This window comes from Enterocloster sp. 210928-DFI.2.20, from assembly GCF_020554465.1.
GTDB lineage: Bacteria > Bacillota > Clostridia > Lachnospirales > Lachnospiraceae > Enterocloster > Enterocloster bolteae.
In genome coordinates, this window is the sequence record NZ_JAJCHK010000014.1 from 81612 (window position 1) to 106452 (window position 24841).

At 51.8% G+C, this 24841-nt stretch carries 27 protein-coding genes; 24 read left to right on the forward strand and 3 right to left on the reverse strand.

From position 1 onward, the window contains the following. Positions 1–56: 56 nt before the first annotated feature. Positions 57–830, reverse strand: a complete 774-nt coding sequence (locus LI015_RS14285; RefSeq protein WP_119205669.1) for a TMEM164 family acyltransferase — start codon at positions 828–830, stop codon at positions 57–59. Positions 831–950: 120 nt separating this feature from the next. Here LI015_RS14285 and LI015_RS14290 point away from each other — a divergent pair, with 120 nt between their 5' ends. The 13 genes from LI015_RS14290 (at position 951) to LI015_RS14350 (ending at position 13428) form a co-directional block, all read left to right on the forward strand. Beyond that, positions 951–1376 (forward strand): DMT family transporter, encoded by a 426-nt coding sequence (locus LI015_RS14290; protein ID WP_002569702.1) that lies wholly within the window; start codon positions 951–953, stop codon positions 1374–1376. A gap of 97 nt (positions 1377–1473) precedes the next feature. Next, positions 1474–2337, forward strand: a complete 864-nt coding sequence (locus LI015_RS14295) for a helix-hairpin-helix domain-containing protein (RefSeq protein ID WP_227125439.1) — start codon at positions 1474–1476, stop codon at positions 2335–2337. Between the two features lie 61 nt (positions 2338–2398). Next, positions 2399–3106 carry a response regulator transcription factor gene (locus tag LI015_RS14300; protein ID WP_002572149.1) on the forward strand — a complete coding sequence of 236 codons (708 nt, stop codon included), beginning with the start codon at positions 2399–2401 and terminating at the stop codon, positions 3104–3106. 32 nt (positions 3107–3138) lie between these two features. Then, positions 3139–3630 (forward strand): GNAT family N-acetyltransferase, encoded by a 492-nt coding sequence (locus tag LI015_RS14305; RefSeq protein WP_002572150.1) that lies wholly within the window; start codon positions 3139–3141, stop codon positions 3628–3630. 3 nt (positions 3631–3633) lie between these two features. Beyond that, entirely contained in the window at positions 3634–4113 is a 480-nt protein-coding gene (gene rlmH, locus LI015_RS14310) for a 23S rRNA (pseudouridine(1915)-N(3))-methyltransferase RlmH (RefSeq protein WP_227125441.1), read from the forward strand. 142 nt (positions 4114–4255) lie between these two features. Further along, positions 4256–5413 carry a DUF5780 domain-containing protein gene (locus tag LI015_RS14315; protein WP_002569697.1) on the forward strand — a complete coding sequence of 386 codons (1158 nt, stop codon included), beginning with the start codon at positions 4256–4258 and terminating at the stop codon, positions 5411–5413. A gap of 198 nt (positions 5414–5611) precedes the next feature. Beyond that, complete coding sequence (locus tag LI015_RS14320) at positions 5612–6679, forward strand: TRAP transporter substrate-binding protein (protein ID WP_002569696.1); 1068 nt, start codon at positions 5612–5614, stop codon at positions 6677–6679. 31 nt (positions 6680–6710) lie between these two features. Further along, positions 6711–7187: a TRAP transporter small permease gene (locus LI015_RS14325; RefSeq protein ID WP_002569695.1), complete on the forward strand. Its 477-nt coding sequence runs from the start codon at positions 6711–6713 to the stop codon at positions 7185–7187. A gap of 19 nt (positions 7188–7206) precedes the next feature. Continuing rightward, on the forward strand, positions 7207–8514 hold the full coding sequence (locus tag LI015_RS14330) for a TRAP transporter large permease (RefSeq protein WP_227125443.1): 1308 nt from the start codon (positions 7207–7209) through the stop codon (positions 8512–8514). 76 nt (positions 8515–8590) lie between these two features. Continuing rightward, complete coding sequence (locus tag LI015_RS14335) at positions 8591–9595, forward strand: TRAP transporter substrate-binding protein (protein ID WP_264468451.1); 1005 nt, start codon at positions 8591–8593, stop codon at positions 9593–9595. Then, positions 9592–11061: a sensor histidine kinase gene (locus LI015_RS14340; RefSeq protein ID WP_002569692.1), complete on the forward strand. Its 1470-nt coding sequence runs from the start codon at positions 9592–9594 to the stop codon at positions 11059–11061. Before LI015_RS14335 ends, LI015_RS14340 begins: the two co-directional genes overlap by 4 nt. Then, positions 11054–12292 (forward strand): response regulator transcription factor, encoded by a 1239-nt coding sequence (locus LI015_RS14345; RefSeq protein WP_227125447.1) that lies wholly within the window; start codon positions 11054–11056, stop codon positions 12290–12292. Before LI015_RS14340 ends, LI015_RS14345 begins: the two co-directional genes overlap by 8 nt. After that, entirely contained in the window at positions 12289–13428 is a 1140-nt protein-coding gene (locus LI015_RS14350) for a TRAP transporter substrate-binding protein (protein ID WP_227125449.1), read from the forward strand. The genes LI015_RS14345 and LI015_RS14350 overlap by 4 nt, the downstream gene beginning before the upstream one ends. 49 nt (positions 13429–13477) lie before the next feature. Here LI015_RS14350 and LI015_RS14355 read toward each other — a convergent pair whose 3' ends face one another. After that, positions 13478–14356: an AraC family transcriptional regulator gene (locus tag LI015_RS14355; protein WP_227125452.1), complete on the reverse strand. Its 879-nt coding sequence runs from the start codon at positions 14354–14356 to the stop codon at positions 13478–13480. Further along, the gene (locus LI015_RS14360) at positions 14353–15474 is read right to left on the reverse strand and encodes a C45 family autoproteolytic acyltransferase/hydolase (RefSeq protein ID WP_227125454.1); all 1122 of its coding nucleotides are present in this window, start codon (positions 15472–15474) and stop codon (positions 14353–14355) included. The genes LI015_RS14355 and LI015_RS14360 overlap by 4 nt, the downstream gene beginning before the upstream one ends. Positions 15475–15530: 56 nt before the next feature. On the opposite strand from LI015_RS14360, the gene LI015_RS14365 reads away from it, so the two are divergent. The 11 genes from LI015_RS14365 (at position 15531) to LI015_RS14415 (ending at position 24735) form a co-directional block, all read left to right on the forward strand. Further along, positions 15531–15719 (forward strand): hypothetical protein, encoded by a 189-nt coding sequence (locus tag LI015_RS14365; RefSeq protein WP_002572156.1) that lies wholly within the window; start codon positions 15531–15533, stop codon positions 15717–15719. A 78-nt stretch (positions 15720–15797) separates the two neighbouring features. Beyond that, a complete protein-coding gene (locus LI015_RS14370) occupies positions 15798–17645 on the forward strand; it encodes a DUF6320 domain-containing protein (RefSeq protein ID WP_002569686.1) in 1848 nt (615 codons plus the stop codon). Between the two features lie 42 nt (positions 17646–17687). Continuing rightward, entirely contained in the window at positions 17688–18653 is a 966-nt protein-coding gene (locus tag LI015_RS14375; RefSeq protein WP_002569685.1) for an alpha/beta hydrolase, read from the forward strand. Between the two features lie 165 nt (positions 18654–18818). After that, positions 18819–19892: a stage III sporulation protein AA gene (spoIIIAA, locus tag LI015_RS14380; RefSeq protein WP_227125456.1), complete on the forward strand. Its 1074-nt coding sequence runs from the start codon at positions 18819–18821 to the stop codon at positions 19890–19892. Continuing rightward, the gene (locus tag LI015_RS14385; RefSeq protein ID WP_002569683.1) at positions 19879–20412 is read left to right on the forward strand and encodes a stage III sporulation protein AB; all 534 of its coding nucleotides are present in this window, start codon (positions 19879–19881) and stop codon (positions 20410–20412) included. Before spoIIIAA ends, LI015_RS14385 begins: the two co-directional genes overlap by 14 nt. A 94-nt stretch (positions 20413–20506) precedes the next feature. After that, the gene (gene spoIIIAC / locus LI015_RS14390) at positions 20507–20701 is read left to right on the forward strand and encodes a stage III sporulation protein AC (protein WP_002569682.1); all 195 of its coding nucleotides are present in this window, start codon (positions 20507–20509) and stop codon (positions 20699–20701) included. A gap of 27 nt (positions 20702–20728) precedes the next feature. Beyond that, positions 20729–21115 carry a SpoIIIAC/SpoIIIAD family protein gene (locus LI015_RS14395; protein WP_002569681.1) on the forward strand — a complete coding sequence of 129 codons (387 nt, stop codon included), beginning with the start codon at positions 20729–20731 and terminating at the stop codon, positions 21113–21115. Continuing rightward, positions 21112–22395, forward strand: a complete 1284-nt coding sequence (locus LI015_RS14400; RefSeq protein WP_227125458.1) for a stage III sporulation protein AE — start codon at positions 21112–21114, stop codon at positions 22393–22395. Before LI015_RS14395 ends, LI015_RS14400 begins: the two co-directional genes overlap by 4 nt. A 54-nt stretch (positions 22396–22449) precedes the next feature. After that, positions 22450–23154, forward strand: a complete 705-nt coding sequence (locus tag LI015_RS14405) for a stage III sporulation protein AF (RefSeq protein WP_002572160.1) — start codon at positions 22450–22452, stop codon at positions 23152–23154. Continuing rightward, on the forward strand, positions 23108–23860 hold the full coding sequence (locus LI015_RS14410; protein ID WP_002572161.1) for a stage III sporulation protein AG: 753 nt from the start codon (positions 23108–23110) through the stop codon (positions 23858–23860). The genes LI015_RS14405 and LI015_RS14410 overlap by 47 nt, the downstream gene beginning before the upstream one ends. Positions 23861–23877: 17 nt before the next feature. After that, positions 23878–24735: a SpoIIIAH-like family protein gene (locus tag LI015_RS14415; protein WP_002569677.1), complete on the forward strand. Its 858-nt coding sequence runs from the start codon at positions 23878–23880 to the stop codon at positions 24733–24735. Positions 24736–24841: the final 106 nt, after the last annotated feature.

The window sequence follows — 24841 nt, forward strand, 5'->3', positions numbered from 1 at the left end:
AAATCTGAATGTCTGAATGGATGGCTGGAGGCGGGCGGCGGTAACCGTCAGAACGGTTACCGGGGAAACAGCCGGCCCAGGGACAGGTGGCAGATAAAGCCTCCCAGAACCATGGCTACCAGGTACAGTAGGTTTCCTGGGGCCGTACCTATGGTGAGGGCAATCTGGTGGAAAACAATCTGTCCGTTTGGATAATAGGGGCTGATATAAAACATATCGGCATTGCCGTAGGGATGGGAAGCCACATTTATGAACGTGGCTATGCATACGCAGGCCCAAAACAGGGGGAGCATGGATACAAAGTCGCCTGGGGTTCTGCCTCCCAGTCCGGTCATGGCGCAGTACAGGCCGATGAAGATGAGCATGAAATGCCACAGAAACCCATGGAGGGTCAAAAGCAGATAGGGGTGCATGAGGCCGCTGGGTTCAGCCAGGGCCATGACGCCTCCCAAAAGTGCAAAATCCTGCATGAAGGTGCAAATGCATTTCTCCATCCGGCAATGGGGCGTATGCTTGAATAACGGAAGTATCAGACACAGGTACATGGGAACGCTGCACAGCTGGAAGGGAAAATACCACCAGTTGTACCGGCCCTGGCCTGCGACAAAATATAGGAAGCCCTGTTTATACAGTTCACTGACAGCTAAAACCAGGCCGCAGATAAACAGCACACCGCAAGGGTGAGTACTTGTGCGTGCCAGGCGCCGGGCCAGAAAGACGGCAAGCGGTATGCCGGCGGCGCAGAGCAGGATGTGAAAGGCGGAGTATGGCTCAGGTGCCTGGATGGGCCATGCGCTGGCCTGTAATAATGTTTTTATAAATGATAGCATAGCTGTGCCTCCTGACGGAACGATTATACATCATATGCAGAGAGAATGCCAGAATAAAATAGAAACCTGTGGGAATGCTAAGATAACGGTAAAATGAATGGAAAGGCAGGAAAATAATACATGGGATTTATCATAGCATTGCTGTCAGGCGCCTTAATGAGCATACAGGGCGTATTTAACACGGAAGTGACAAAGCAGACCAGCGTCTGGGTGGCTGCGGGCTGGGTACAGCTTACGGCCTTTATTACCTGCGTGGTCATATGGCTGTTTACAGGCAGGGAGCCTGTGGCCGGCCTCATGCAGGTTACGCCCAAATATGTGCTTGTGGGCGGTATCATGGGAGCACTTATCACCTACACGGTTATCCGGAGCATGGGAAGCCTGGGACCGGCCAAGGCGGCTCTTCTGATTGTGGTCTCTCAGATAATCATAGCTTATGCCATTGAGCTGTTCGGGCTGTTTGGCGTTGAGAAAGCCCCCTTTGCGTGGAACAAGATAATCGGGGCGGTCATTGCCATAGGCGGAATTGTAATTTTTGAAAGATAAAATTTGGAAATTAACGCTTGTATTTGCAGGGGGTTTCCGATAGAATAGGAGTATCAGGCTGGGACGGTGCTCTCTGGAAGGAGGGATACCGCCCAAGATGAAACTTACATCTTTCAAAGTAATAAAACTGGCAGTGATTGTCATATGTATGTTGGCTGCAGGCATATGCTATAGCTGCAGTGTGAAGAACCGGGATATCAGACCGGAAAATATGGTTATGGCATTGGAGTCTGACAGTGGTTTCGCTGTTGAGGAACGTGGGGGGATTGAAGGCCCGCGGTACCGGAACGAACCGGAAGGCGGGGCCGGGGCCATGTCCGGGGACGCGGATGGAGAGCATCTGCGTGTACAGGACAGTGTGCCGGGACAGGAAGGTACGTCGGGACAGGATGGCATGCTGCCCCAGAAAGGCAGCCGGTCCGGGGAAGATACGCTGCCCCGGGAGGATATATTGTCCGGGGAAGATATGCCTCTGGTATATATTCATGTATGCGGCCTGGTGAGTACGCCGGGCGTATATGGACTTCCTGCAGGCAGCCGGGTATATGAGGCCATTGAGGCGGCGGGAGGATTCTCAGAAGCAGCAGTGCCGGATTATCTGAATCTGGCCCAGGTGTTAGAGGACGGCATGAAGATACAGGTGCCGGACCGTGAACAGGCAGAGGAGTGGAAGGCCCGTGGGCTGACCCAGTCAGGTATATCCATGGGCGGCGGAACAGCAGGCGTTCAGACGTCCGGCAGGACAGGGAGCGGCGAAGGCGGTTCTAAGGCCAGGGTGAATCTTAACACGGCTTCCAGGGAAGAACTGATGACCCTCAGGGGAATCGGAGCGTCCAGGGCAGATGACATTATCCATTACCGCCAGGAGTTTGGCGGATTTAAGTCCATTGAGGATATTATGAATGTATCCGGTATCAAGGATGCTGCGTTTGAAAAGATTAAGGACAGTATTACAGTGTAAATGACGGCAGGCGGCCTTGGTTATCGGGCCGCCGTTTAATAATAGATAAGGGGAATGGAACATGGCAAGAGTATTAGTGGTTGACGATGAGAAATTAATTGTAAAAGGAATCCGCTTCAGTCTGGAACAGGACGGGATGGAAGTGGACTGTGCATATGACGGCGAGGAGGCCATTGAACTGGCCAAAAAGACAGAATATGATATTGTGCTTCTGGATGTGATGCTGCCCAAGTATGACGGTTATGAGGTGTGCCAGGCCATACGTGAGTTTTCGGATATGCCCATCATTATGCTGACGGCCAAGGGCGGCGACATGGATAAGATTCTGGGGCTGGAGTACGGCGCCGATGATTATATCAGCAAGCCCTTCAACATACTGGAGGTCAAGGCCAGAATCAAGGCCATCATACGAAGAAGCGGGAAGAGCAAACGTCAGAAGCGGGAGGAGACGGAATCCGGCGTGATTGGCGCAGGGGACCTTAAGATGGATACAGAGAGCCGCAGGGTATTTATCGGCGAGCGGGAAATCAATCTCACAGCCAAGGAATTTGACCTTCTGGAGCTTCTGGTACGCAATCCCAACAAGGTATACAGCAGGGAAGCGCTTCTGACCTATGTATGGGGAAATAAGGCCATGGACAGCGGGGATGTGCGTACCGTGGATGTCCATGTGAGGAGGCTGCGTGAGAAAATCGAACCCAGTCCCAGCGACCCAAGGTATGTACATACGAAGTGGGGCGTGGGATACTATTTCAGGGTAAAGGCTTAAGAACAGCAAAGGATACGAAAAGAGGACAGAAGATGGATGGTATTACCATAAGGACAGCGGTACCGGCTGATTTGGACGCAGTGGTGCAGGTGGAGGCAGCCTGCTTTCCGGCAGCGGAGGCAGCAGACAGAAAAAGTTTGAAGGAGCGTCTGGATGTATTTCCTCAGAGTTTTTTGGTGGCTGAGGATGGAAACCGAATCATCGGGTTTATCAATGGCGCTGTCACAAATGAGAGGACCATTGGGGACGAGATGTTTGAGGATACTTCACTCCATGAGCCGCAGGGCGCCTACCAGAGTATATTCGGCCTGGATGTGATTGAGGAATACCGGCACCGTGGGGTGGCTTCCCGTCTGATGAAGGCCATGATTGAACGGGCCAGGAGCCAGGGGCGCAGGGGACTTATTCTTACCTGTAAAGACCGGCTGATTGGGTATTATGAAACCTTTGGATATGTGAATATGGGCATTTCCAAATCCGTTCACGGCGGGGCTGTGTGGTACGATATGATACTGGAGTTTTAGCAGATGAAGATTACCCTTGTAACGGTTGGAAAGATTAAGGAACGATATTTTGAGGATGCCATCAGGGAGTATGCCAAGCGCCTGAGCCGCTACTGTAAACTGGATATCATCCAGGTAGCGGATGAAAAGACGCCGGACGGGGCCGGCGAGGCCATTGAGCGGCAGATTAGGGAAAAGGAAGGACAGCGCATCCTTTCTAATATTAAAGATGGGGCTTACGTCATTGCCCTGGCCATTGAGGGGAAGATGCTGACCAGCGAGGAGCTGGCAGGCAGGATTCAGAGGCTGGGAGTGGATGGGGTAGGCCATATTGTGTTTGTCATAGGAGGTTCGCTGGGATTGTCCGGGGACGTTATGAAGCGGGCGGACTTTGCCCTGAGCTTTTCTAAGATGACATTTCCGCATCAGCTGATGCGGGTGGTGCTGTTGGAACAGGTTTACAGGAGTTACAGGATTATTTCGGGGGAGCCGTATCATAAGTAGTGGGAGTATAAAGCATCTGTAGTTAATAAAAGTGGCTGAAAAACAGCTGGATAATTACCAATAGTTACCAATGCGTTACAATTAGGTGGACGATTCCCTGAATAAGTGTTAAAATGAAACAAAAAAGGGGAGGAGTATACATATGAAAAAATCGTTTCTGGTGATTTTATCAGCTGCAATGATTTTAGGGGGCTGCGGAGGTTCGGGGACATCCGCTGCAACAAACACGGAGAAGGCACAGGAGAGTGCGTCCGAAACAGCGGACATGCAAAAGGAGACAACACAAAAGGAAACCACTGAGGCTGAAACTACAGTTCCTCCTAAAGAGGTAAAGGAACTGTCTGTAGAAGAATTTGATGAGTTGCTGTCAGGCCTTCCGGTTTCGGTTGTTAAGTCGGAATACCTTGTACAGGATGAACAGTATAAGTCTCTTTACCCGGATATGCTGAATGCGGTGATTCAGAATAACACGGATGCGGACATTAAAGATGCGGTTCTTGCTTTTGTGGCCTGGGACAGCAATCATCTTCCGGTTAAGCTGGTGGGCAACATGGACTTTTCAGGAGGAGACTATTTTGCAGAAGTAAATTATAGTGATATCAATTTAGTGGGCGGAAGTACATTTGGGGAGGATTTCGGTTTTTCCATTAATGAATCCTGTAAGGTGGATACATTTAAACCCATCATACTGTCATTTGAAACATTTGATGGTGACAAATGGAAGAATCCTTATGTAGACAGCTTCCGCCAGGCCTATGAGGGAAAGAAGTATTCCGATGATATTAAAATTGAAGTGGAGATGCAGGATGTGACTTTTGCAAAGTCAGAGGCTCCGTCAGGGACAAGAGTGGAAAATGCATCCGCGGAAGAACTGGAGGCATCTTTGGCCGGACAGCCGGTGTTTGTGAGCAGCACAAAGTATGTGGTTCAGGATGAGAGATATAAGTCACTGTATCCGGATATGCTTCAGGCCGTAATTCAGAATAATTCAGAGGAGGACATCCGTGATGCGGTTGTGGCCTATGTTGGCTGGGATGCCAATGGTCTTCCTGTGAAAATCAAGGGACATCTGAGCTATGGCGATTCCACATATGTGACGGAAGTATTATTTGAGAATATTAATCTGGTTCCAGGCAGTTCTTATGGTGATTCCCAGGGGTATGCCATTGATGAAGATTGTGGTGTGGATACATTTAAAGCAGTTGTCGTATCATACACAACGTTCGAGGAGAAAACATGGGAAAACCCAGATTATAAAGCGTTTTGCGATTTATACGGAGGAAAACGGCTGGCACAGTGATGAGGCCAGGACCGTTTGAACTGAGAAAATTTAAAACTATAAAATATTGCCCATCCACACTATCAATATCTTGCGGCCATGTCTTATTTCTTATAGGACATGGCCCATTTTTTGTAGTTCAATTTAAAGCGGAAAAGTTTATAATCTTCCTGTAAAGAAAACGTTAAGAATCCCAACGGGGAGAACAGGAGAAAGATTATGATGAAAAAGGCATTAACATTGGTATTGGCCGGGGTAACCGCGTTGTCATTGACTGCATGCGGGGGAGGCGCGTCCGCGTCCGCAACCACAGCAGCACCGGCCGCAGGCGGAGAGACCAAGGCAGGCGAGGCCAAGGCACCTGAAAAGGACGTAAAGACAACTACATTAAAGCTGGCTTTTAACCAGTCGGAGAAGCATCCCCAGTATCTGGCGCTGTCCGAGATGAGCGATGCTTTCTATGAGGCAACCGGCGGCGCATATAGAATTGAAATCAGCCCCAACGAGCTTCTGGGCTCACAGAAGGATGCCTTTGAGCTGGTACAGAGCGGTACCATCCAGATGGCCATGGTGGCAAACTCCATTGTGGAAAATGTGAATCCTGATTTTGCCGTGTTGGGCCTTCCTTACGCCTATGACAGCGTGGAACATCAGAAAAAGGTATTTACCAGCGGAGCCCTGGACGATATCTTTGCAAGTACAGAAGCCAACAATTTCAGCGTTATGGCGGCATTTACAGCAGGAGCGCGCTGCATCTATACAGACAAGCCGGTTCAGACCCCGGCTGATTTAAAGGGCTACAAGATCCGCGTTATGGAATCCCAGACCTGTATCGCTATGCTGGATGCAATGGGCGGAGTGGGAACACCTATGGCCCAGGGAGAGGTTTATACCGCGATTCAGCAGGGTGTAATCAACGGCGGCGAAAATAATGAGATTACCTATGCAGATTTAAAACACTATGAAGTGGCTCCTTACTTCTCCTACACACGTCATCTGATGATTCCGGATCTCCTGGTTATGAATACAGCCACCTTAAAGGGGATGAGCGAAGAGGACCAGCAGACCTTAAAGGATCTCTGCAAGGAATACACAGAGCGCGAATTCCAGCTGTGGGATGAAAACCTTGAGGGTGCAAAAAAGACAGCAGAGGAAGCTGGCGCCCAGTTTATTGATGTGGATATCGCTCCGTTCCAGGAAGCATGCCAGCCTGTTATCGACAATGTGACAATGAAGAGCGAGGGCGCAAAGGCATTATACGAAGAAATTCGCAGCCTTGCCAACTAACAGGGATTAGCAGAAAGCGGGGTCATGACTCATGGAATCAGCAAAGAGAATCCTGGACAGGATTATCGAATGGGTATGTGTGGTACTATTGGCTGTCATGACAATCCTGGTAACCTTCCAGGTTGTTGTGAGATATTTCTTTAACAGTCCCAACGCATATACGGAATCACTTTCCAAGTATATGTTTGTCTGGATGGTTATGTATGGTTCGGCCTATGTGTTTGGGCTGCGGGAGCATATGAATATCGGCTTTGTCCGTGACCATATGCCTCCAAAGACAAGAGTGGTTGTTGAAATGCTGGGTGAACTGATGGTTGCCTTATTCGCAGCAGGCGTCATGATATTCGGCGGCTATAAGCAGGTTACAAGCCAAATGATTCAGATGGACGCGGCGCTTCAGATTCCCATGGGAATTATCTATTCGGCAGTGCCTGTAAGCGCATGTTTCATCCTCTTCTATTTTGTCTACAATGAGATGAAGCTGGCAAAAAAACTGAGAGAAATCTAAGAACAAAGGAGATAGAATTATGGATCAGGCAATACTTGTAGCACTGGTTATGCTGGTCTGCGTGCTGACCATGCTGGTTTTGGGAATTCCCATCAGTATCAGCATCGGTCTGGCCTCCACCATCGCCATGCTGTGCGTGCTTCCCTTTGAGAATGCCATGGGAACAGCGGCACAGAAGGTATTTACAGGCGTCAATTCCTTCTCGCTGCTGGCAATACCCTTTTTCATACTGGCGGGGAATATCATGAATAACGGCGGTATCGCCATACGGCTGGTGAACTGCGCAAAAATCTTAAGCGGCAGGATGCCGGGAGCCCTGGCAGAGACCAATGTGGTGGCCAACATGCTGTTCGGAGCCATCAGCGGTTCCGGCGTGGCGGCAGCCGCGGCTATCGGCGGAACCATCGGGCCGCTGGAGAAAAAAGAGGGCTATTCAAAAGATTATATGGCGGCTGTCAATATTGCATCCGCACCCACAGGAATGCTGATTCCTCCCAGCAATACCCTGATTGTGTACTCCACGGTTGCGGGCAGCGTGTCAATCTCCGCGCTGTTTATGGCGGGATATCTTCCAGGCCTTTTATGGGGAATCGGAGTAATGGTGATTGCGGGTATTATGGCATCCAAACGCGGATACAGAAACCGGGATGAAATCACCCTGGCCATTGTGTTGAAAACCGTATGGGCGGCCATACCCAGCCTGCTTTTGATCGTGATTGTTATTGGCGGTATTTTAATAGGGGCTTTTACGGCCACGGAAGGTTCCGCTATCGCGGTTGTATATTCCCTGCTGCTGAGCTTTATCTACCGTAGCATTAAGATAAGGGATTTAAGAAAGATTCTGTTAGACAGCGTAAAGATGACTGCCATTGTAATATTCATGATTGGCGTATCGTCCATCATGAGCTGGATTATGAGCTTTACCAATATACCTGCCATTATTGCGGATGTACTTTTGGGACTTACCAACAGCAAGATTGCCATTCTTCTGATTATGAACCTGCTGCTTCTGGTGGTGGGAACCTTCATGGACCCGACCCCGGCAATCCTTATATTTACACCCATCTTCCTTCCGATTTGCACCAGCTTTGGCATGCACCCCATCCATTTCGGAATCATGATTGTATTCAACCTGTGCATCGGTACAATCACGCCGCCGGTAGGACCTATTCTGTTTACAGGCTGCAAGGTGGCAAATGTGAAAATTGAAGAAGTATTTAAGACACTTCTTCCATATTTTGCAGTGACAGCGGCCATACTGTTACTGGTGACCTATGTACCGGCCATTTCCATGACCATCCCTAATGTACTGGGGCTTGTAAAATAAAATCATATGGCATCCAATATCCCTCAGCTTCGGTTGAGGGTATTTGGTGTTGTGGAAAGGAGGGAGTTATGATACAATGTCCGCAAAATTTATTTTCCTGAAAGGAAGGTCTCACGTGACTTTGAATATGCATCCACGTATCCCCGCGCAGACATCAGCAGCCCTGACAAAGGCCCTGGCAGCGGTTCTTATGGCGGCATCCGTCCTTCTTACCGGCTGCGCTTTTGACGGCGGACCGGAGAGTCCGTCCCTTCCCCGGAGCCAGGCCGTAATCCTGAGGCTGGCGGAGACCATGCCGGAGAATCATCCCTCCGCCCAGGCCATGGCGTATTTTGCGGAAATGGTGAGCCGTGAAACCCAGGGCAGGGTAACGGTCAAGATTTACTATAACGGAAGCCTGGGAACCCCCACGGAAATCATTGAACAGGTAAAGTTCGGCGGTATTGCCATGGCCCGCGTCAATGTCCTGGAGCTGTCGGAGGAGGTGGAATCCATCCGAAAATACTTTGTCCCTTCCAACTTTGCAGGCGGAGACGCACAGACAGAGTGGATACACAGCAATGAGGAAACTCTGAGGGACGAATGCCAGATGGACCGCATCACGCCCCTGGTCTGGTATTACCCCGATTTTCGGTGCTTCTACGGCACAGACGCAACGTTCCTGGATAAAAAGGATTTGGAGGGCAAGAAGATTGAGAGCAGCGAGTCCGCTCTGATGGCGGAGATTTTCCGGGATATGGGAATCGAGCTGGCAGGCTCCGTCAATACCAACACATACAAATCGCTGATATCAGGCAATATCGACGGGGCTGAGTCCTCATTTTCTGAATTTATATGCAATAACTACGACCAGTATATTCATTTTGTCACCAAAAATGATGCGTGGTGCCTTCCGGATGTGATGATCATTAACACGGAAAATCTGACCTCGCTCTCCAAGGAGGACAGGGAGGCCGTGGAAAAGTGCGCGCAGAGCACGTACCAATACCAGAAGCAGAGCATGGAGCAATTCCATAAGGTTTGGGTGGAAACGCTTACGGAGGAACCGGAGGTCAGCTTCAGCGAAGGAGTGTTCAGATGAAGAAACTAACATTCTGGTGGAAACAGTTCTGTTTTTCAGTGGGCGCCCAAATCAATGCGGTGCTGCTTCTGATGCTGATACTGTTTCTCTCATTTTCCATTTACAACCACTCCCTGTTTAACCAGTTTAATGCCAGATATCAAAAGGAAATCGACCAGTACTACTCCATTCTGGAGCTGAAAAACCATTTTCTCCAGAGCGGCATCCTGTTTGAGGAGTACATGAAGACGGGAAACCGCACCACCCTGGCTGAGTTTAATGATACCTATGAAAAAGCCAGGTCTGTTATAGATATCCTGTATACAGAGAGCACCAATGAGGAATCCTGGTATCTTCTGCGGGGAATTGACCAGTCCTTTGAGTCATACTACAGTGAATGCTGCAATGCCTCCTTTCTGTACAACGGCAGCGATTACAGGTATTATGACAGTTTTTACTACAGCCAGACCATCGGCGGATATCTGGAGAAATACACCAATGAACTGCTCCAGTATGCGCTGGAGTCCAGTGTGGACAGCAACCGGGAGCTGACCTACAGACGGAAGGTGATGACCGCATTCAACATGGGAGCCGTGGCAGCTGCCTGTGTCCTCATTGCGGCGTCAGCCAGCTATATATTCGTGAGGGTGACGCGGCCCTTAAATGAGCTTAAAAAACAGGTGGAGGAGATAGGCAGGGGAAATCTGGACGCGCACGTTAAGGAGAGCTCCGGGGAAAATACAGTGAGCATGCTCTCGCGGGCATTTAACCATATGGCCTTCAGCCTGAAGGAAAAAATAGAGAGCGAAAAGCAGCTTCTGGTGGAACAGCGCAAAAATGAGGAGTATGAAAAGCTGCTGAGCCAGGCCCGTTTCCTTGCGCTGCAAAGCCAGATTAATCCCCATTTTCTCTTTAATACCTTAAACAGCATCAACAGGACCGTCATGCTGGGGCGCCGGGAACAGGCGCTGACCATGCTGGATTCATTGTCAGTGCTGCTGCGCTATAACCTGGCGGACGCTCAGATGCCGGCCCTTTTGGGAGAGGAGCTGGGAATTACAGAGGAATACCTGAAGATCCAGAAGATGCGTTTTTCATCCAGGCTGAACGTGGATGTCAGGCATGACAGGAAGCTGGAACAGGCTGTGACGCTTCCCAGGTTTACCCTGCAGCCCCTTGTGGAAAATGCGGTAATCCATGGCCTGGAGCCCAAGGAAGAAGGGGGAACCCTTATTCTGGATGTCAGAAAGACGGGGAATTATATACGGATACGGATTTGCGACAATGGAATGGGGATAGAAAAGGAACGCCTGGAGAGGATCAGGAGGCGTCTTTCGGAGAAGCAGCCGGAACGGATTGGAGTATGGAATATATGGCAGAGGCTTTCCTTATATACAGGCAGGGATGACAGTCTTAAAATCATGAGCAAAAAAGGTGCAGGCACCATTGTCAGTATTTACCTGCACAGGGGAGAAGAAGATGTATAAAATATTGATTGCAGATGACGAGGAACTGGAGCGGGAGGCACTGCGCTTCTTTATCAATGAATCCTCCCTGGATATAGACCAGGTTATAGAATGTGCTTCGGGAACAGAGGTTATCAAGCGGGTGATGCTCGACAGGCCGGATATCATTGTGCTGGACATCAACATGCCCGGCCTGAACGGCCTCCAGGCTCTGGAAAAAATAAAGAGTCAGGATTACAGGTTCCGGGCCGTGTTTTCCACTGCTTATGACTATTTTGAGTATGCAGTGGAGGCACTGCGCCTTGGGGCAGTGGATTTTATGGTAAAGCCTGTGAAAAAGGAGGCGTTTATCAATGTAATCATGCGGGCCATTGACGAGCTGGACGCGGAGGCGGAGAAGGAGTACCGTGAAACAAAGCTGTTAAAGACCCTGGATATGATGGAGAGCAAGATGGTTCATGATATGGTTCTGGGCAATATGCCGGAGGAGGTGCTCTACTATCTGGATTTGAAAAACATCAGAACTGAGTGCAGCGGAAACTGTTTCTGCATCCGCCTCCAGGGCTCCCTGGATAAATGCGCCAGGCAGAAGCTGTTTCAGGCTGTCAGGAAGGAGTTTGATTATCTGGACCTGACCGTCATGTTCAGCGAGACAAACCACATGGTTACGGCTGTTGTTTTCTGCCGTGAGCCGGATGTGCTTCCGGGGATTTTCAGGAGGATGGAAGAATTCCTGGCTTCGATTTTAAAACAGCAGCAGATTGCCTTTATGATGGGAAGCGGAACCCCCTTTGTGGATGTCAGCCAGATAGAGGAAAGCTATGAGAAAGCCCGGGAGCGGGTGGGGGACATGGTGGCCCGGACCCGGTGCGGGGAGGAGGGCGCGGAACAGGACAGGGACATGCCCAGGGAGGTGGAGGGCATCTGTTCCTTCATACAGGAACATTACCAGAAACGCCTGACCCTGGATACCATTGCCTCGGAGGCCGGGTTCAGCAAATACTATGTAAACCGCCTTTTCAAGCAGTATATGGGAACCACGGTGGTGGATTACCTGATTCAGATCCGGATGAAGAAGGCAAAGGAACTGCTGAGAAACGAGACCTACAGCATCAAGCAGATAAGCGGTATGGTGGGATATTCGGAGCCGAATTACTTCACATGGACATTTAAGAAAATGGAAGGTATGTCTCCGTTAAAGTTCCGCTATGAGCAGGCGGAAGGCATCAGAGAGGAGAATGACGGGGAATGAGAACAATATACAGGGCAGGGATTCTGACAGCGGCTCTGATGGTGCTGGTGCTGGGAGGCTGCAGCGGTTTTGACAGAGGGGGAGAGGAGATGGCATCCGCCGCAGGCCGGGGCGCGGATGCGCGTCTGGGGCTGGATGCAGGCCAGGGTCCAAATGCAGTAATAAAAGAAGGCGGACAGGGGAAGGAGGGTTTGGAAAAAAAACCTGAAAAGATATATTCCATGCAGATTGGCCATTCCCAGCCTGTGGACAACCCGCGCCACCAGTCCTTCCTGCTGTTTAAGAAGCTGCTGGAAGAGAAAACAGACGGCGGAATCCAGGTGGATATCTACCCGGCCGGTCAGCTGGGCAGCGAGGCATCCATGCTGGAACAGGTCTGCGACGGCACCATACAGGGATTTCGCGGGGGACAGCTGGAGATAGTTCCCAGGATGCTTGTGTTTTCCCTTCCCTTTCTCTGCGAAGACAGAACCCAGGCAGAACGGCTGGTAAACTCCGAATTTGCCAGGGAAATAAGCATGGATTCCCTGAAAAGCGGAGCCACCATATTGGGAATCGGCGATGCGGGCGGATTCCGGCAGTTTTCCAACAGCGTGCGGATGATCCGCAGGCCGGAGGATCTGAAAGGGCTTAAGATGCGCTCCAACGGCATGGACACCATCAATAAAACATTGGAGGCCCTGGGAGCCGAGGTCATGATTGTTCCCTACAACGACCTGTATATGGCCCTGAAGTCAGGCGCCATTGACGGTCAGGAAAATCCGTGGGTCAATTCCTCTGGTATGCGGTTTTATGAGGTCCAGAAGTATTTTACAGAAGTGAATTACCAGTTCCACCCGGAACCCTTCTATGTAAATACCAGGTGGTACGAGTCGCTGCCCCCGGAGTATCAGAAGATTCTGGCAGAATGTACGGAAGAGATGATGAAGGAAAATAACCGTCTCATTGATGAAAATGAAGTGCAGGCAATGGAAAATATCCGGGCCAACGCAGAAATTTACACCCTTTCCAGGGAGGAGCGGCAGGCCTTTGTGGAGGCCACGCAGGTGGTGTATGAGGAATACATGGACAATGGCCTTTTGACCATGGATGATCTGGCACGTATGAAACGAATCATCAGGGGGGAAGAAAAGTAAGAGTGCCCATACAGATGATTCCCTGTATGGGTTATCGGACTGGTATGGGTTATCGGACCGGAATGTAAATGTCAATCCGGCTGTCAGGATGATTAAATCCCAGGAACCGCTCATCGTACATCTCAAAATCCTCCCTGCCGTCCAACTTCTCCTGGGTGGTCAGGGACCAGGTGCCCCAGATATACTGATAGGTCAGTGGCAGGCTTTTTAGGGAGCCTGTATGGGTGAACACAGCATACTTTCCGCCGGGAATGGTTTTATACACCAGGGGAGGAGGAAGGACCGACATGGAGCTGACTTCCACGGACACCACCTCGGAGAACAGCAAATCATCGTTCATGGTGTACAGGGTGTTTCCCTCACCGCAGGATTCACATATGCCAAAGCCGCGGCCGCGGGGGATCTGATCGGGAATCTGGGGCATGAGGTCAAGAAAACGGGTCCACAGCTGGGGAATCCGGTTGTTTCGCAGGGTGGTGCGATCCCGCAGGCCGGCGGTGAGGATATCGGGAATCTCCACAATCCGGGGGCGGACCGTCAAGGATTGTGTCAGGTGGGCCAGCAGGTGCTGGTCCGCTTTTGGTTTCTGGCTTATGATGACATCCAGCCTGTTTTTGCGGTAGCCGGCCGGACTTGTGTGGTAGACGGCCTTGAAGGCCCTGCTGAAGGCTTCGCTGGATTCAAAACCATGGTCCAGCGCAATGTCGATGATGCGTCTCTCCGTGTAGATGAGCTCCCTGGCCGCGTGGGACAGACGCCGTTTTTTAATATAGCTGCCGACGCTCTCCCCGAGGACGGCGGAGAACTGCCGGTTTAAATGGTAATAAGAATATCCCGCCTCCCTGGCCGCATCCTCCACGGTGAAGGATGCGGTCAGGTGGCTTTCTATAAACAGGATGGTTTTTTCTATGGCATTGTTGTAGTTCATACGAGGCTCCTGTATGCAAAGATGGATGGGTCCGCTGTCTGGTTATGGATTTCGATGGCAGCGGTTTCCTGGGGAAATGGATCCGAGAAGTTAAAGTCATGCCAGCCGTTTTGAGGCCGTCCTCCCCAGCACAGGGAAAGACTGCCCCGGACAGGGTCCAGGACCATGGTTTTTGTGGTGCCGAAAAATTGGCTGTAGTAACTGCATGACAGGCCCTCCGGATAAGGAGTCAGAAAGAAATCCTTCAGCTGCCCGGCAGTGATGCCCTTCTTGTGCCGCTCCAGGAAGGCGGTGATGTTATCATACCGGCGGATGGAGTGGACGAATGCTTTGGGTTCATAGGGAATCAGTTCCTCCAGCACAGGATGGTTGGTGGCATAGAGGGCCTGTTCCACGGAGTCACTGTCAATGGTCTTTACTGCCATACGCCCGTCCAGGGTTTCCACCAGGGCGCAGCGGCCTTCCCTGTCCAACACAATCAGGTTCAGGTTGTATGCCACAGGCATGTCTTTCAGCATGGACAATGCCTCCTTTACATCGCGACAGTTTTCCAGCAGGGTACGGACCACGGCCCAGAACTGCAGACCGGTGACCGCGGGCCTGCGCATCTCAGGCAGGGGACCAACAGGAAAACCGCTGGAGCTCAGTGTAACGGTCAGGCCCATTTCATTGATGCCGTCGTCACGGCCGATTCCCAGCACACTGGTTCCTATATGCGTATATTTTCCCTTGATGCAGGTTTTTATGATGGTAAAATCCTCTGCCTCATCGTTAAACTCATAATTCCTGGCAGTCATGGGATGACCGGAGGCAGTCATGGAGGGCAGAAGGGCCAGGTGGCTGCAGCGCGGTGTAAGCCAGGTCATGCCGTAATAGAGAACCTGCTCAGGGGCGCAGCCCAGGGCATCGGCAAATCCGGCCAGCTCTTCGTTAAGCCCGGGACACCAGCGGCTAAAACATTGGCTGGCCTGGTTAAACTGCGTCAGGCCGAAGCCGGGGAAACCGCCTGAGAGGCGCTTCTTAAGACTGGGAACAGATGCCAGACGGCTGCCCAGCAGGCGGCCGGCCTCATAGCTGCTTCCTGAAAGCTCCAGGGCATGTGTATGTATGGTTTTCATAGGGATACCTCCTCTTGTTGTTATACCCCTATTTTAGGTGAAATAAAGGAGGAATCATGATATTTCCTGCGGAATTTGAAAGCAGCCCGCCATTGTCCGGGCGTATGGGTCCAATATATCATATCCGGGGTAAAAACAAAAGACGCCAAAAGAAGGCATGGGGGGCAAAAATAATGGCTAAAACAGCGGCAAAAACAATGGGGCAGACAAAAATTAAGTATAATATAGTTGTGAATGCAGGATGATAGAGATATAATGGCAGAAAATACAGTTTGCGCCGGACCGGCAGGAAATCTGCGGGACGGCCGGCAGAAAGGGGCGCTATGAAAAAGAATCCCCAGGGAAAACGGTGGCACAGGCTGGATAACACAGGTAAGATATTTCCCATGATAGCCAATGAAAACCTGAGCAATGTATTCCGTATTTCCGTAACATTGAAAGAAGAGATAGACCCCGGACTGCTGGGACAGGCGCTGGAAGAGGTACTGCCCTGGTTTGCCGGGTTCAAGGTGAAGCTTAAGAGAGGTTTTTTCTGGTATTACTTCGAGGAGAACAAACGCCAGCCCTTTGTGGAGCAGGAGGGAAGCTGGCCCTGCCGCTATATCGACCCCAAGAGCAACCAGCTCTACCTGTTCCGTGTAAGCTATTATGGAACCAGAATCAATCTGGAGGTATTTCATGCGGTGACGGACGGCATGGGGGCCGTGAATTTCCTGAAGGAACTGACCGCAGGATACCTGGAATTAAAGCGGGGAGGGCGCAGGACCGGCGCGGGGCCGGGAGAAGGCGTGTCCACCCAGACAGAGGACAGCTACCTTAAGAATTACCGGAAAATGCAGACCAGACGCTACAGCTCCCGGCCGGCGCTGCGCCTTACTGGGAGATATATTCCCTTTGGAGGGGAGAGTGTGGTCCACGGGTACGCGGACACAGGGGAGCTTAAGGCGGTAAGCCGTAAAATGGGGGTCAGTATCACAAAGTACCTGACCGCCTGCCTGATCTGGTCCATTTCCAGAGTATATGAGGAGGAAGGCCGGAAGGGACGCCATATCGGTGTGAACCTTCCCATTAACCTAAGGGCCTTTTTCGGATCCGACACAGCCTCCAACTTTTTCGCGGTGACAGCCATTGACCATGAACCGGGACAGGGCAGGGATGAATTTGAGGAAATTCTCGCATCGGTATGCAGGCAGATGGACGAGAAGATAGTGAAGGAAAAACTGGAGGAGACCATTTCCTACAATGTCTCAAATGAGAAGAAATGGTATGTCCGCATCCTTCCGCTGTTTGTCAAGTGGCTGGCTCTGGGCTTCATCTTCCGGCGCAATGACAGGGCCCATACCATTACCTTATCCAATATCGGTCTTATCTCCATGGACCGGGAGTATCAGGATGACATTGAAGGGTTCCGCATGCTGATTGGGGTGTCAAAGCGCCAGCCGGCCAAATGCGGCGTGTGTTCCTTCGGCCACAGGACCGTCATCACCTTCACCAAGGTATTCCAGGATTCCAGGCTGGAGGAATGTTTTTTCGGCCGCCTGAGGGCGGACGGCATTCCGGTGGAGCTGGAGAGCAACGGCGTTATCATGCCGGAGGCGGATAAGGGGAATTATCCGGTGATTCAGCATGACGAGAGCATATGGAAAAAACTGGTGCTTGTATGCTACGGTGTATTGGCTGTGGTGGCACTGTTTCTGGGCCTGGTTAATATTGTTACCTATGACGGGCTCTGGTGGTCGGGCATTGCCATACCGGGTATCGCCTATGTGGGCCTGACCCTCCGGTATTCCATCCTGCGCCATGCCAATCTGGGAAAATCACTGCTGATAGAAACCATTGGCATGCAGATTCTGCTTGTGATGATAGACCGGGTCCTGGGATTTGAAGGCTGGTCCGTCAACTATGCTGTGCCGGGAACCATACTGTTTGCGGACGCGGCCGTGGTGTTCCTCATTGTTGTGAACCGTTTGAACTGGCAGAGCTATTTCATGTACCAGATCGCCATTACGGTTTTCAGCTTTATCCCGCTGATTTTGTGGGCCGCAGGGCTGGTCACCCACCCTGCCATGGCAATTATAACAGTAATACTGACCGTGGGAATCCTGGCTTTGACCATATTCCTGGGGGACAGAAGGTTTAAGAACGAACTCATCAGACGGTTTCATCTGTGATAACGGAGGGACCCTGCATTTACAGAGAGGATACAGATAAGCATGCGTAATAAAAATGTGAGTATACGGGGGGCGCTGGTGCGGGATATGATTCACGACATCATGGAAACGTCCCTGGGAAAACCCATCCAGACAGGGGAATTCAGGAAAAATCCCGTGGAACCGGCCTGGGTATGCCCATCTGGCTACGAGTATGAAATTATTGACAGGGAACCCTTTAAAATGGAATATCTTAAGCCGGAGGGAGTGGTCACCGGCAGGGTGGTGCTTCAGCTTCACGGAGGCGGATATATAGGCCCCATGAAGAATATTTACCGTAAGTTTTCCGTGCGCTACAGCCGTCTCAGCTACGGCGGGGATGTGCTGACCGTGGATTACAGGGTGGCGCCGGAACACCCGTATCCGGCGGCCCTGGAGGATGTTATTCACGCCTACCAGTGGCTGGTTAAGGAAAAACACTACAGGCCGGGCCAGGTGGTGGTTGCCGGTGATTCCGCAGGAGGCGGCCTGGCCCTGGCCCTGTGTCTTTACCTCAGGGACCATGGGATGCCTCAGCCCGCCGGGCTGGTGCTCATGTCCCCCTGGGCCGATTTGACATGCAGCGGTGACAGTTATGAATTTAATTTTGAAAATGATCCTCTCTTTGGCAATTCACGGGAGAGTATGCTTTACAATTCCTCATACATCAGCGGCGCTGATCCCAGGGATCCTTATATGTCGCCTGTATTCGGGGATTTCAGGGGCCTGCCGCCCATGCTTCTTCAGGCTGGCGGCCATGAGATGCTTTTAAGCGATACGCTGGAGGTGGCCCAGAATGCCCGGAGGGCCGGAGTAAAGCGCCGGGTGTCCGTGTATGAGGGGATGTTTCATGTGTTCCAGATGAGCATGGACCTGGTTCCTGAGAGCCGGGAAGCCTGGGACGAGGTGGCCCGGTTTATGCAGATTGTATACAAGATTGACAGGAGGCCTACGGGCCAGATTGTTAAGAAGGTAAAGAGAAGAAGATAGATAGATAGATAGAAGGAAGCAGATAAGACAGATAAAACAGATAAAACAGACACAGATGAATCAGAATTGGCAGCACAGCCCCCGCCGGGCCGGTGCTGCCTTTTTTTCGGCTCCAGTCATATTTTTGGACACGTTTCATATATTGAGGTAAAAGGGGTGAAGATTATGGCTGGCAGGGAAGAAGTCCTAAAAATATTCCCAAGGGATCTGCGTGCAGTACTTGGACAGGTTACTGTGGATTTCGACAGGGTACAGGAGATACGGATGAGGACCCAGAAGCCGCTGCTGCTTATCTGCGGCGGCCGGGAATATGCGGTTAAAACAGATGGAAGCCTGGCGGTGGGGGTTCCCGATCCGCCGGTAAGGGATATCCGGGGAAGCGGCCGCTGCCAGGAGCAGGAGCGGTACTGGGCCAGGGCCGGAATCGTAACGGTCAGCCAGGCTCAGATGAAGGAGACCGTGGAATATATGTGCAGCTTTTCCGTCTATGCAGCGGAAGAAGAGCTGCGTCAGGGATTCATCACCATACAGGGCGGGCACCGGATTGGTGTGGCTGGCAGGACCATGGCTTTTGGACAGGATATACGGCTTATGAAATCCATCTCCTTCATCAATATACGGGTAGCCCATCAGATTCAGGGCTGCGCCAACCAGGTGATGGATTATCTGTATTCAGACGATGGCCGTTTCCTGAATACATTGGTGATATCGCCGCCCAGGTGCGGCAAGACCACCCTGCTGCGGGACATGATCCGTCAGGTCTCGGACGGACCCAGGACCCAGCGATCCGGCAGAAGGATACCGGGGGTGTCCGTGGGAGTGGTGGATGAGCGGTCTGAGTTAGGAGCCTGCTACCAGGGAGTGCCACAGAATGATCTGGGCATGAGAACCGATGTGCTGGACTGCTGTCCCAAAAGCCAGGGCATGATGATGTTGGTGAGGTCCATGGCGCCCCAGGTCATAGCGGTGGATGAGATTGGGAGCAGGGAGGACGTGCAGGCCATTGAATATGTGAGAAACTGCGGCTGTTCTCTGGCAGCCACCATCCACGGCAGTTCGCTGGAGGATATCATGCAGAAGCCGGCTGTGGGAGAGCTGATACAACAGGGCGCCTTTGAGCGGATGATTCTTCTGGACTGCCGGGAAACGGCAGGCCATGTGGCGTCTATATGGGACGGCAGGGGAAATGTCCTGTATGCAGATGGAAGCGGAAAGGAGTCGGAAGGTGGCGGCATTTAAATGGACAGGGGCAGTTCTGGTGCTGTTTTCCGCTGGCGGACTGGGAATCTGGTCTGCCATGCAGTGGAAAGGGCGGCTGAGGATGCTGGAAACCCTGAGGCAGATGATATATTTCTTAAAAGGCGAGATTACATACAGCCGGGCGCCGCTGGCGGAAGCCCTGGAGCGGGTGGGGAAACGGGAGCCGGGACCTCTGGGGGGCCTGTTTGAGGCCGCGGCAGAGGGAATTTATATGCAGGAGGGAGAATCCCTTCAGGAGATATGGAAACGCCAGGTGATGAACCTGAATACGGATTCGGGCCCCATTCCCCTGGAACAGGAGGATTTGGAACAGCTGGCCCATCTGGGGGAGCATCTGGGGTATCTGGATGTGGACATGCAGGAACGGACCCTGAAGCTGTATCTGGAACAGCTGGATTTGACGATTGATTATCTGAGGCAGAACCAGAGGGAGAAATGCAGGCTGTACACAAGCCTGGGAATCATGGGCGGGATGTTTCTTGTGATTGTAATGTTTTAAGACAAGTCAGGGGCATATGCTTCACGATGGTGATGTGACTGTGCGGCACAGGACACATTTATAAATATATTTTAAGAAGATTGAGGAGACGGCAATGGGTGTAAATCTGATATTTCGCATAGCGGCAGTAGGAATCCTGGTATCTGTCATCTGCCAGGTATTAAAGCACAGCGGCCGGGATGAACAGGCTTTTCTTACGAGTCTGGCTGGGCTGGTGCTGGTTTTATTCTGGATGATACCTTACATATACGACCTGTTTGAGACAATGAAGAATCTGTTTGCGCTGTAAAACGCGCCTTTTCAGGGAGGAAACCATATGACAATTATTACCATTGCGGCTGCGGGGATTGCCACGGTCCTGCTGGCGGTGCAGTTAAAGGGATTAAAGGGAGAATACGCAGCATATATGGTCATGGCGGCAGGCGCCTTTATCTTCTTTTACGGTACCGGAAAGCTGAAGGATATACTGGAGGCCCTGGAACGGATTCAGGGCTATATCAAGGTAAACAGCGTGTATCTGGTGACCCTGCTTAAAATGGTGGGCATTACCTATGTGGCTGAATTTGCATCCGGAATCTGCAAGGACGCAGGGTACGGTTCCCTGGGAAACCAGATTGAAATATTCGGGAAGCTGTCCATTCTGGGTATCAGTATGCCCATTCTGCTGGCGCTTTTTGGGACATTGGAGACATTTTTGGGATGAAGAGATGGAAGAAATGGGGAGTCAGGAGCGCGGCCCTGTGGGGCCTGGCAGTGCTGTTTGCCGGAGTCCTGGGATGGGCAGGCGAACCTGTTTATGGCGCTTCGGCGGGGGGACAGGGGACAGGCATTGGCGGGGAACAGGCCCCAGGCCGGGGATGGGACGCAAGCGGGGCGCAGGGGGCAGAGACAGGGGCGGACCAGGCTTTGCAGGACATGGGACTTCAGGATGAAATGGAGGGGCTTCAGCAGTTTCTGGATGATGTCATGGGACAGCAGGACGGGGGAATGGAAGGACTTTCCTTCTGGGGGCTGATGAAGGAGCTGATGAAAGGAAACTTAAAGGGCATCCTGGGCCAGACCGGAATGGGGCTTAAGAACGCTCTGTTCTCGCAGGTGGACAGGGGGAGCCAGATGCTGTTTCAGGTGGCTGCCATTGGTCTGATTGGAGCTGTATTTACCAATGTTTCTTCCGTATTTAAGGGAGGCCAGATTTCCGACACAGGTTTTTTCGTTACATATCTCCTGCTGTTTACATGTCTGGCAGCCAGCTTTTCCGCCAGTCTGCAGGTGGCGGCCCAGGTGATGGAACAGATACTGGAATTCATGAAGCTGCTCATGCCGGCCTACTATATGGCGGTGGCGTTTTCCGGGGGCAGCATGAGCGCCCTGGCGCTGTATGAGTGTATGCTGGGCGCAGTGACCGGGGTACAATGGCTGTGCAGCACAGTCCTCATATCCATGGTCAGGATTTATGTGCTCATGGTATTGGGAAGCCATGTGGCAAAGGAGGCGCTTTTATCAAAGCTGACTGAACTGCTGGAGCAGGCCGTGGTGTGGAGCCTGCGGACCCTGACCGGGCTGGTGGTGGGATTTCATCTCATACAGGCCATGATACTTCCCTATGCTGACGCGGCAGGCCAGGCAGGAATGAAACGGCTTATGGAAATGATTCCGGGGCTGGGCCAGGGAGCCGGGGCCATGGCCCAGATGGTTCTGGGATCAGGGGTGCTGATTAAGAATACAATGGGAGCCGCGGCCGTGGTGGTATTGGCTGTCATATCCGTTGTTCCGGTGATGAAGCTGACAGTCCTCATGATCATGTACCAGTGCGTGGCTGCCGTGATGCAGCCTGTGTGTGACAAACGGGTGGTGTCCTGTGTGTCGGGCGTGTCCAAAGGACATAAGCTGCTGCTGCAGATTGTGCTTTACTCCATGTTTCTGTTTATGGTAGCCATAGCCATTACATGCGCCACCACCAATGTAAATTATTTTGCCTCCTAGCAAAGCAGACTGAAAAATCCCGGAACCTATTGTGTTAAATAAAAGGAGATGCCTATGGAAGCTGTCTATGGATGGGTGAAGAACATCATATACTACATGATTTTTCTTTCTGTGGTAAATAATCTTCTGGCGGATTCCAAATACGGCAAATATATCCGCTTTTTTTCGGGCATGGTCCTGATTCTTCTGGTAGTGAGCCCATTTACAGGAGGGCTGCACCTGGATGAGCAGATATCGTCCATGTTTAAATCCATTTCTTTTCAGAATGATACGGATGATTTGAAGCAGGATCTTTGGGGGATGGAAGAACGGCGTCTGGACCAGGTCATCCGTGAATATGAGCAGGCAGTGGCAGCGGATGTGGAGGCCATGGCCAGGGCGGAGGGACTGGAATGCACCGGAGCCAGCGTACAGATTGACGGTGACAGAAACAGCAGCCGTTATGGGCAGATTGAAGGAATCGGTCTGGTCATCAGCGGGAAGAAGGCGGATACAGAGCAGGGCAGCTGGGATTATATGGGGAGCAGGCCTGTGAATGTGGACGCGGGGAGGATTGACAGTGTGAAGGTTGAGGATGTGGAGCTGGGAGAGCTGCCGGAGACCGGAGGCGTGGAGAATAACGGGGACACACCGGAACAGGGGGAGGGGGAGGCAGGAGGCATGGCGGCGGACAAAAAAATAAACCATTTAACAGGAAAGGTGGCGCAGTACTATGGGCTGGAAGAATCGGATATCCAGATTCAATGGAAAAATGACTAAGGAAAAGTGGCTGTTATTGCTTCTTATAGGAGTTCTTCTCATGATTCTCTCCTTTCCCCTGCCCGGAGGAAGCAAGAAGGATAAGAATGCCGGCGGGCAGATCGCGGGGGCCGGCACAGAGGGCGCAGGGGCGGTTCCGCTGTGGACAAAGGACAATACAAACGGCAGCGGAGAGGACAGCGGCTTTGGCCAGGGCTCCTCCCAAAACGGGATGGCCCAGGGGCCGGACGGAAATGGGGCAGGCGCATCAGACGGCCGGGAAGATTCCTACCCGGCGGCGGCCCGCACATCCGAGGACGGATCCTATGAAGCACAGATGGAAAACAGAATCAGGAATATATTAAAGTCCGTGGACGGCGTGGGGAAGGTGGATGTCATGGTGGTGCTTAAATCCTCCAGCGAAAAGGTGCTGCGGGTGGATCGCTCCACGAATACCAGTACCACCCAGGAAAAGGATTCAGGGGGAGGCACCAGGGATGTGACAAACAACCAGATACAGGAGAATACCATACTGGCAGGAAGCGGTTCCGGCAGCAGTACAAACGCGCCCATTGTTGAAAAAGAACTGAGTCCGGAGATATCGGGAATCATCATCAGCGCAGAGGGCGGAGGCAGCCCAACTGTAAAAGCTGAAATTTCTGAGGCTATGGAAGCATTATTTGGCCTGCCGGCACATAAAATAAAAGTATTAAAGAGGGTGGAATAAATAAAGGAGTGCAGGATATGAAAATCAAGAATATGAAACAGGTAAAAGAGCACATGAAGGACATGAACATGAAACGTCTCTTCCGCAGGAACCAAATCATCATCACGACACTGGCTGTCATGATTGCGGCAGCCGGATATCTGAACTACGCGGGGAAGAAGGATTTGGCAAGCGGCAACCGGGTGTATGAGGCAGGCGCCATGGACATTTCGGATGAAGATATCCTGGCGGAGAACCAGGCAGCCTCCTTAAACGGCCAGGCCGGACTACAGGAGATTCCCAGCCTGGACCAGGACCCTTCTGACCTGGATGCGGTAAGCGACGCAGACGGCGCCCAGGCGGCAGCCGATACCGGGGCTGACCAGGGACAGCTGGCCCAGGCCGGAGACGGCACAGGAGTTGAGGAGGCTACCCAGGCAGCTGATCCGGGGCAGATGGCAGCGGCTGATACGGACAGCTCCGCCCAGGCCGGCCTGGAGAATCCCGGGGAAGCCGTACTGACCAGCGGCATGAACGTGGCTGATTACATAGCAAACGTGCAGCTCAGCAGGGAGCAGGTGCGCGCCAAGAACAAAGAGACACTGATGAGCCTGATTAACAGTGACAGCATTGACGAAGCAGCCAAACAGCAGGCCATCCAGGACATGATTGACCTGACCGAGGTTTCCGAGAAGGAAAATGCCGCAGAAACCCTCCTGATGGCAAAAGGCTTCTCAGATCCGGTTGTCAGCATCACCAAGGATAAGGTGGATGTGGTAATCAACGCTCCTTCCATAACGGATCCCCAGCGGGCCCAGATTGAGGACATTGTGAAACGCAAGGCAGAGGTGGGAGCAGACCAGATTATCATTACACTGCTCAATATGGCAGAATAGGCAGAAGGAACACAGAAGGCCGGGCTGCCGCTTTAACGGTTGAAAGACCGGAAAGGCGGCAGCCTTTTTACGCTTTGCCCCACTTTCCATTGCAACCCCCTCCAAA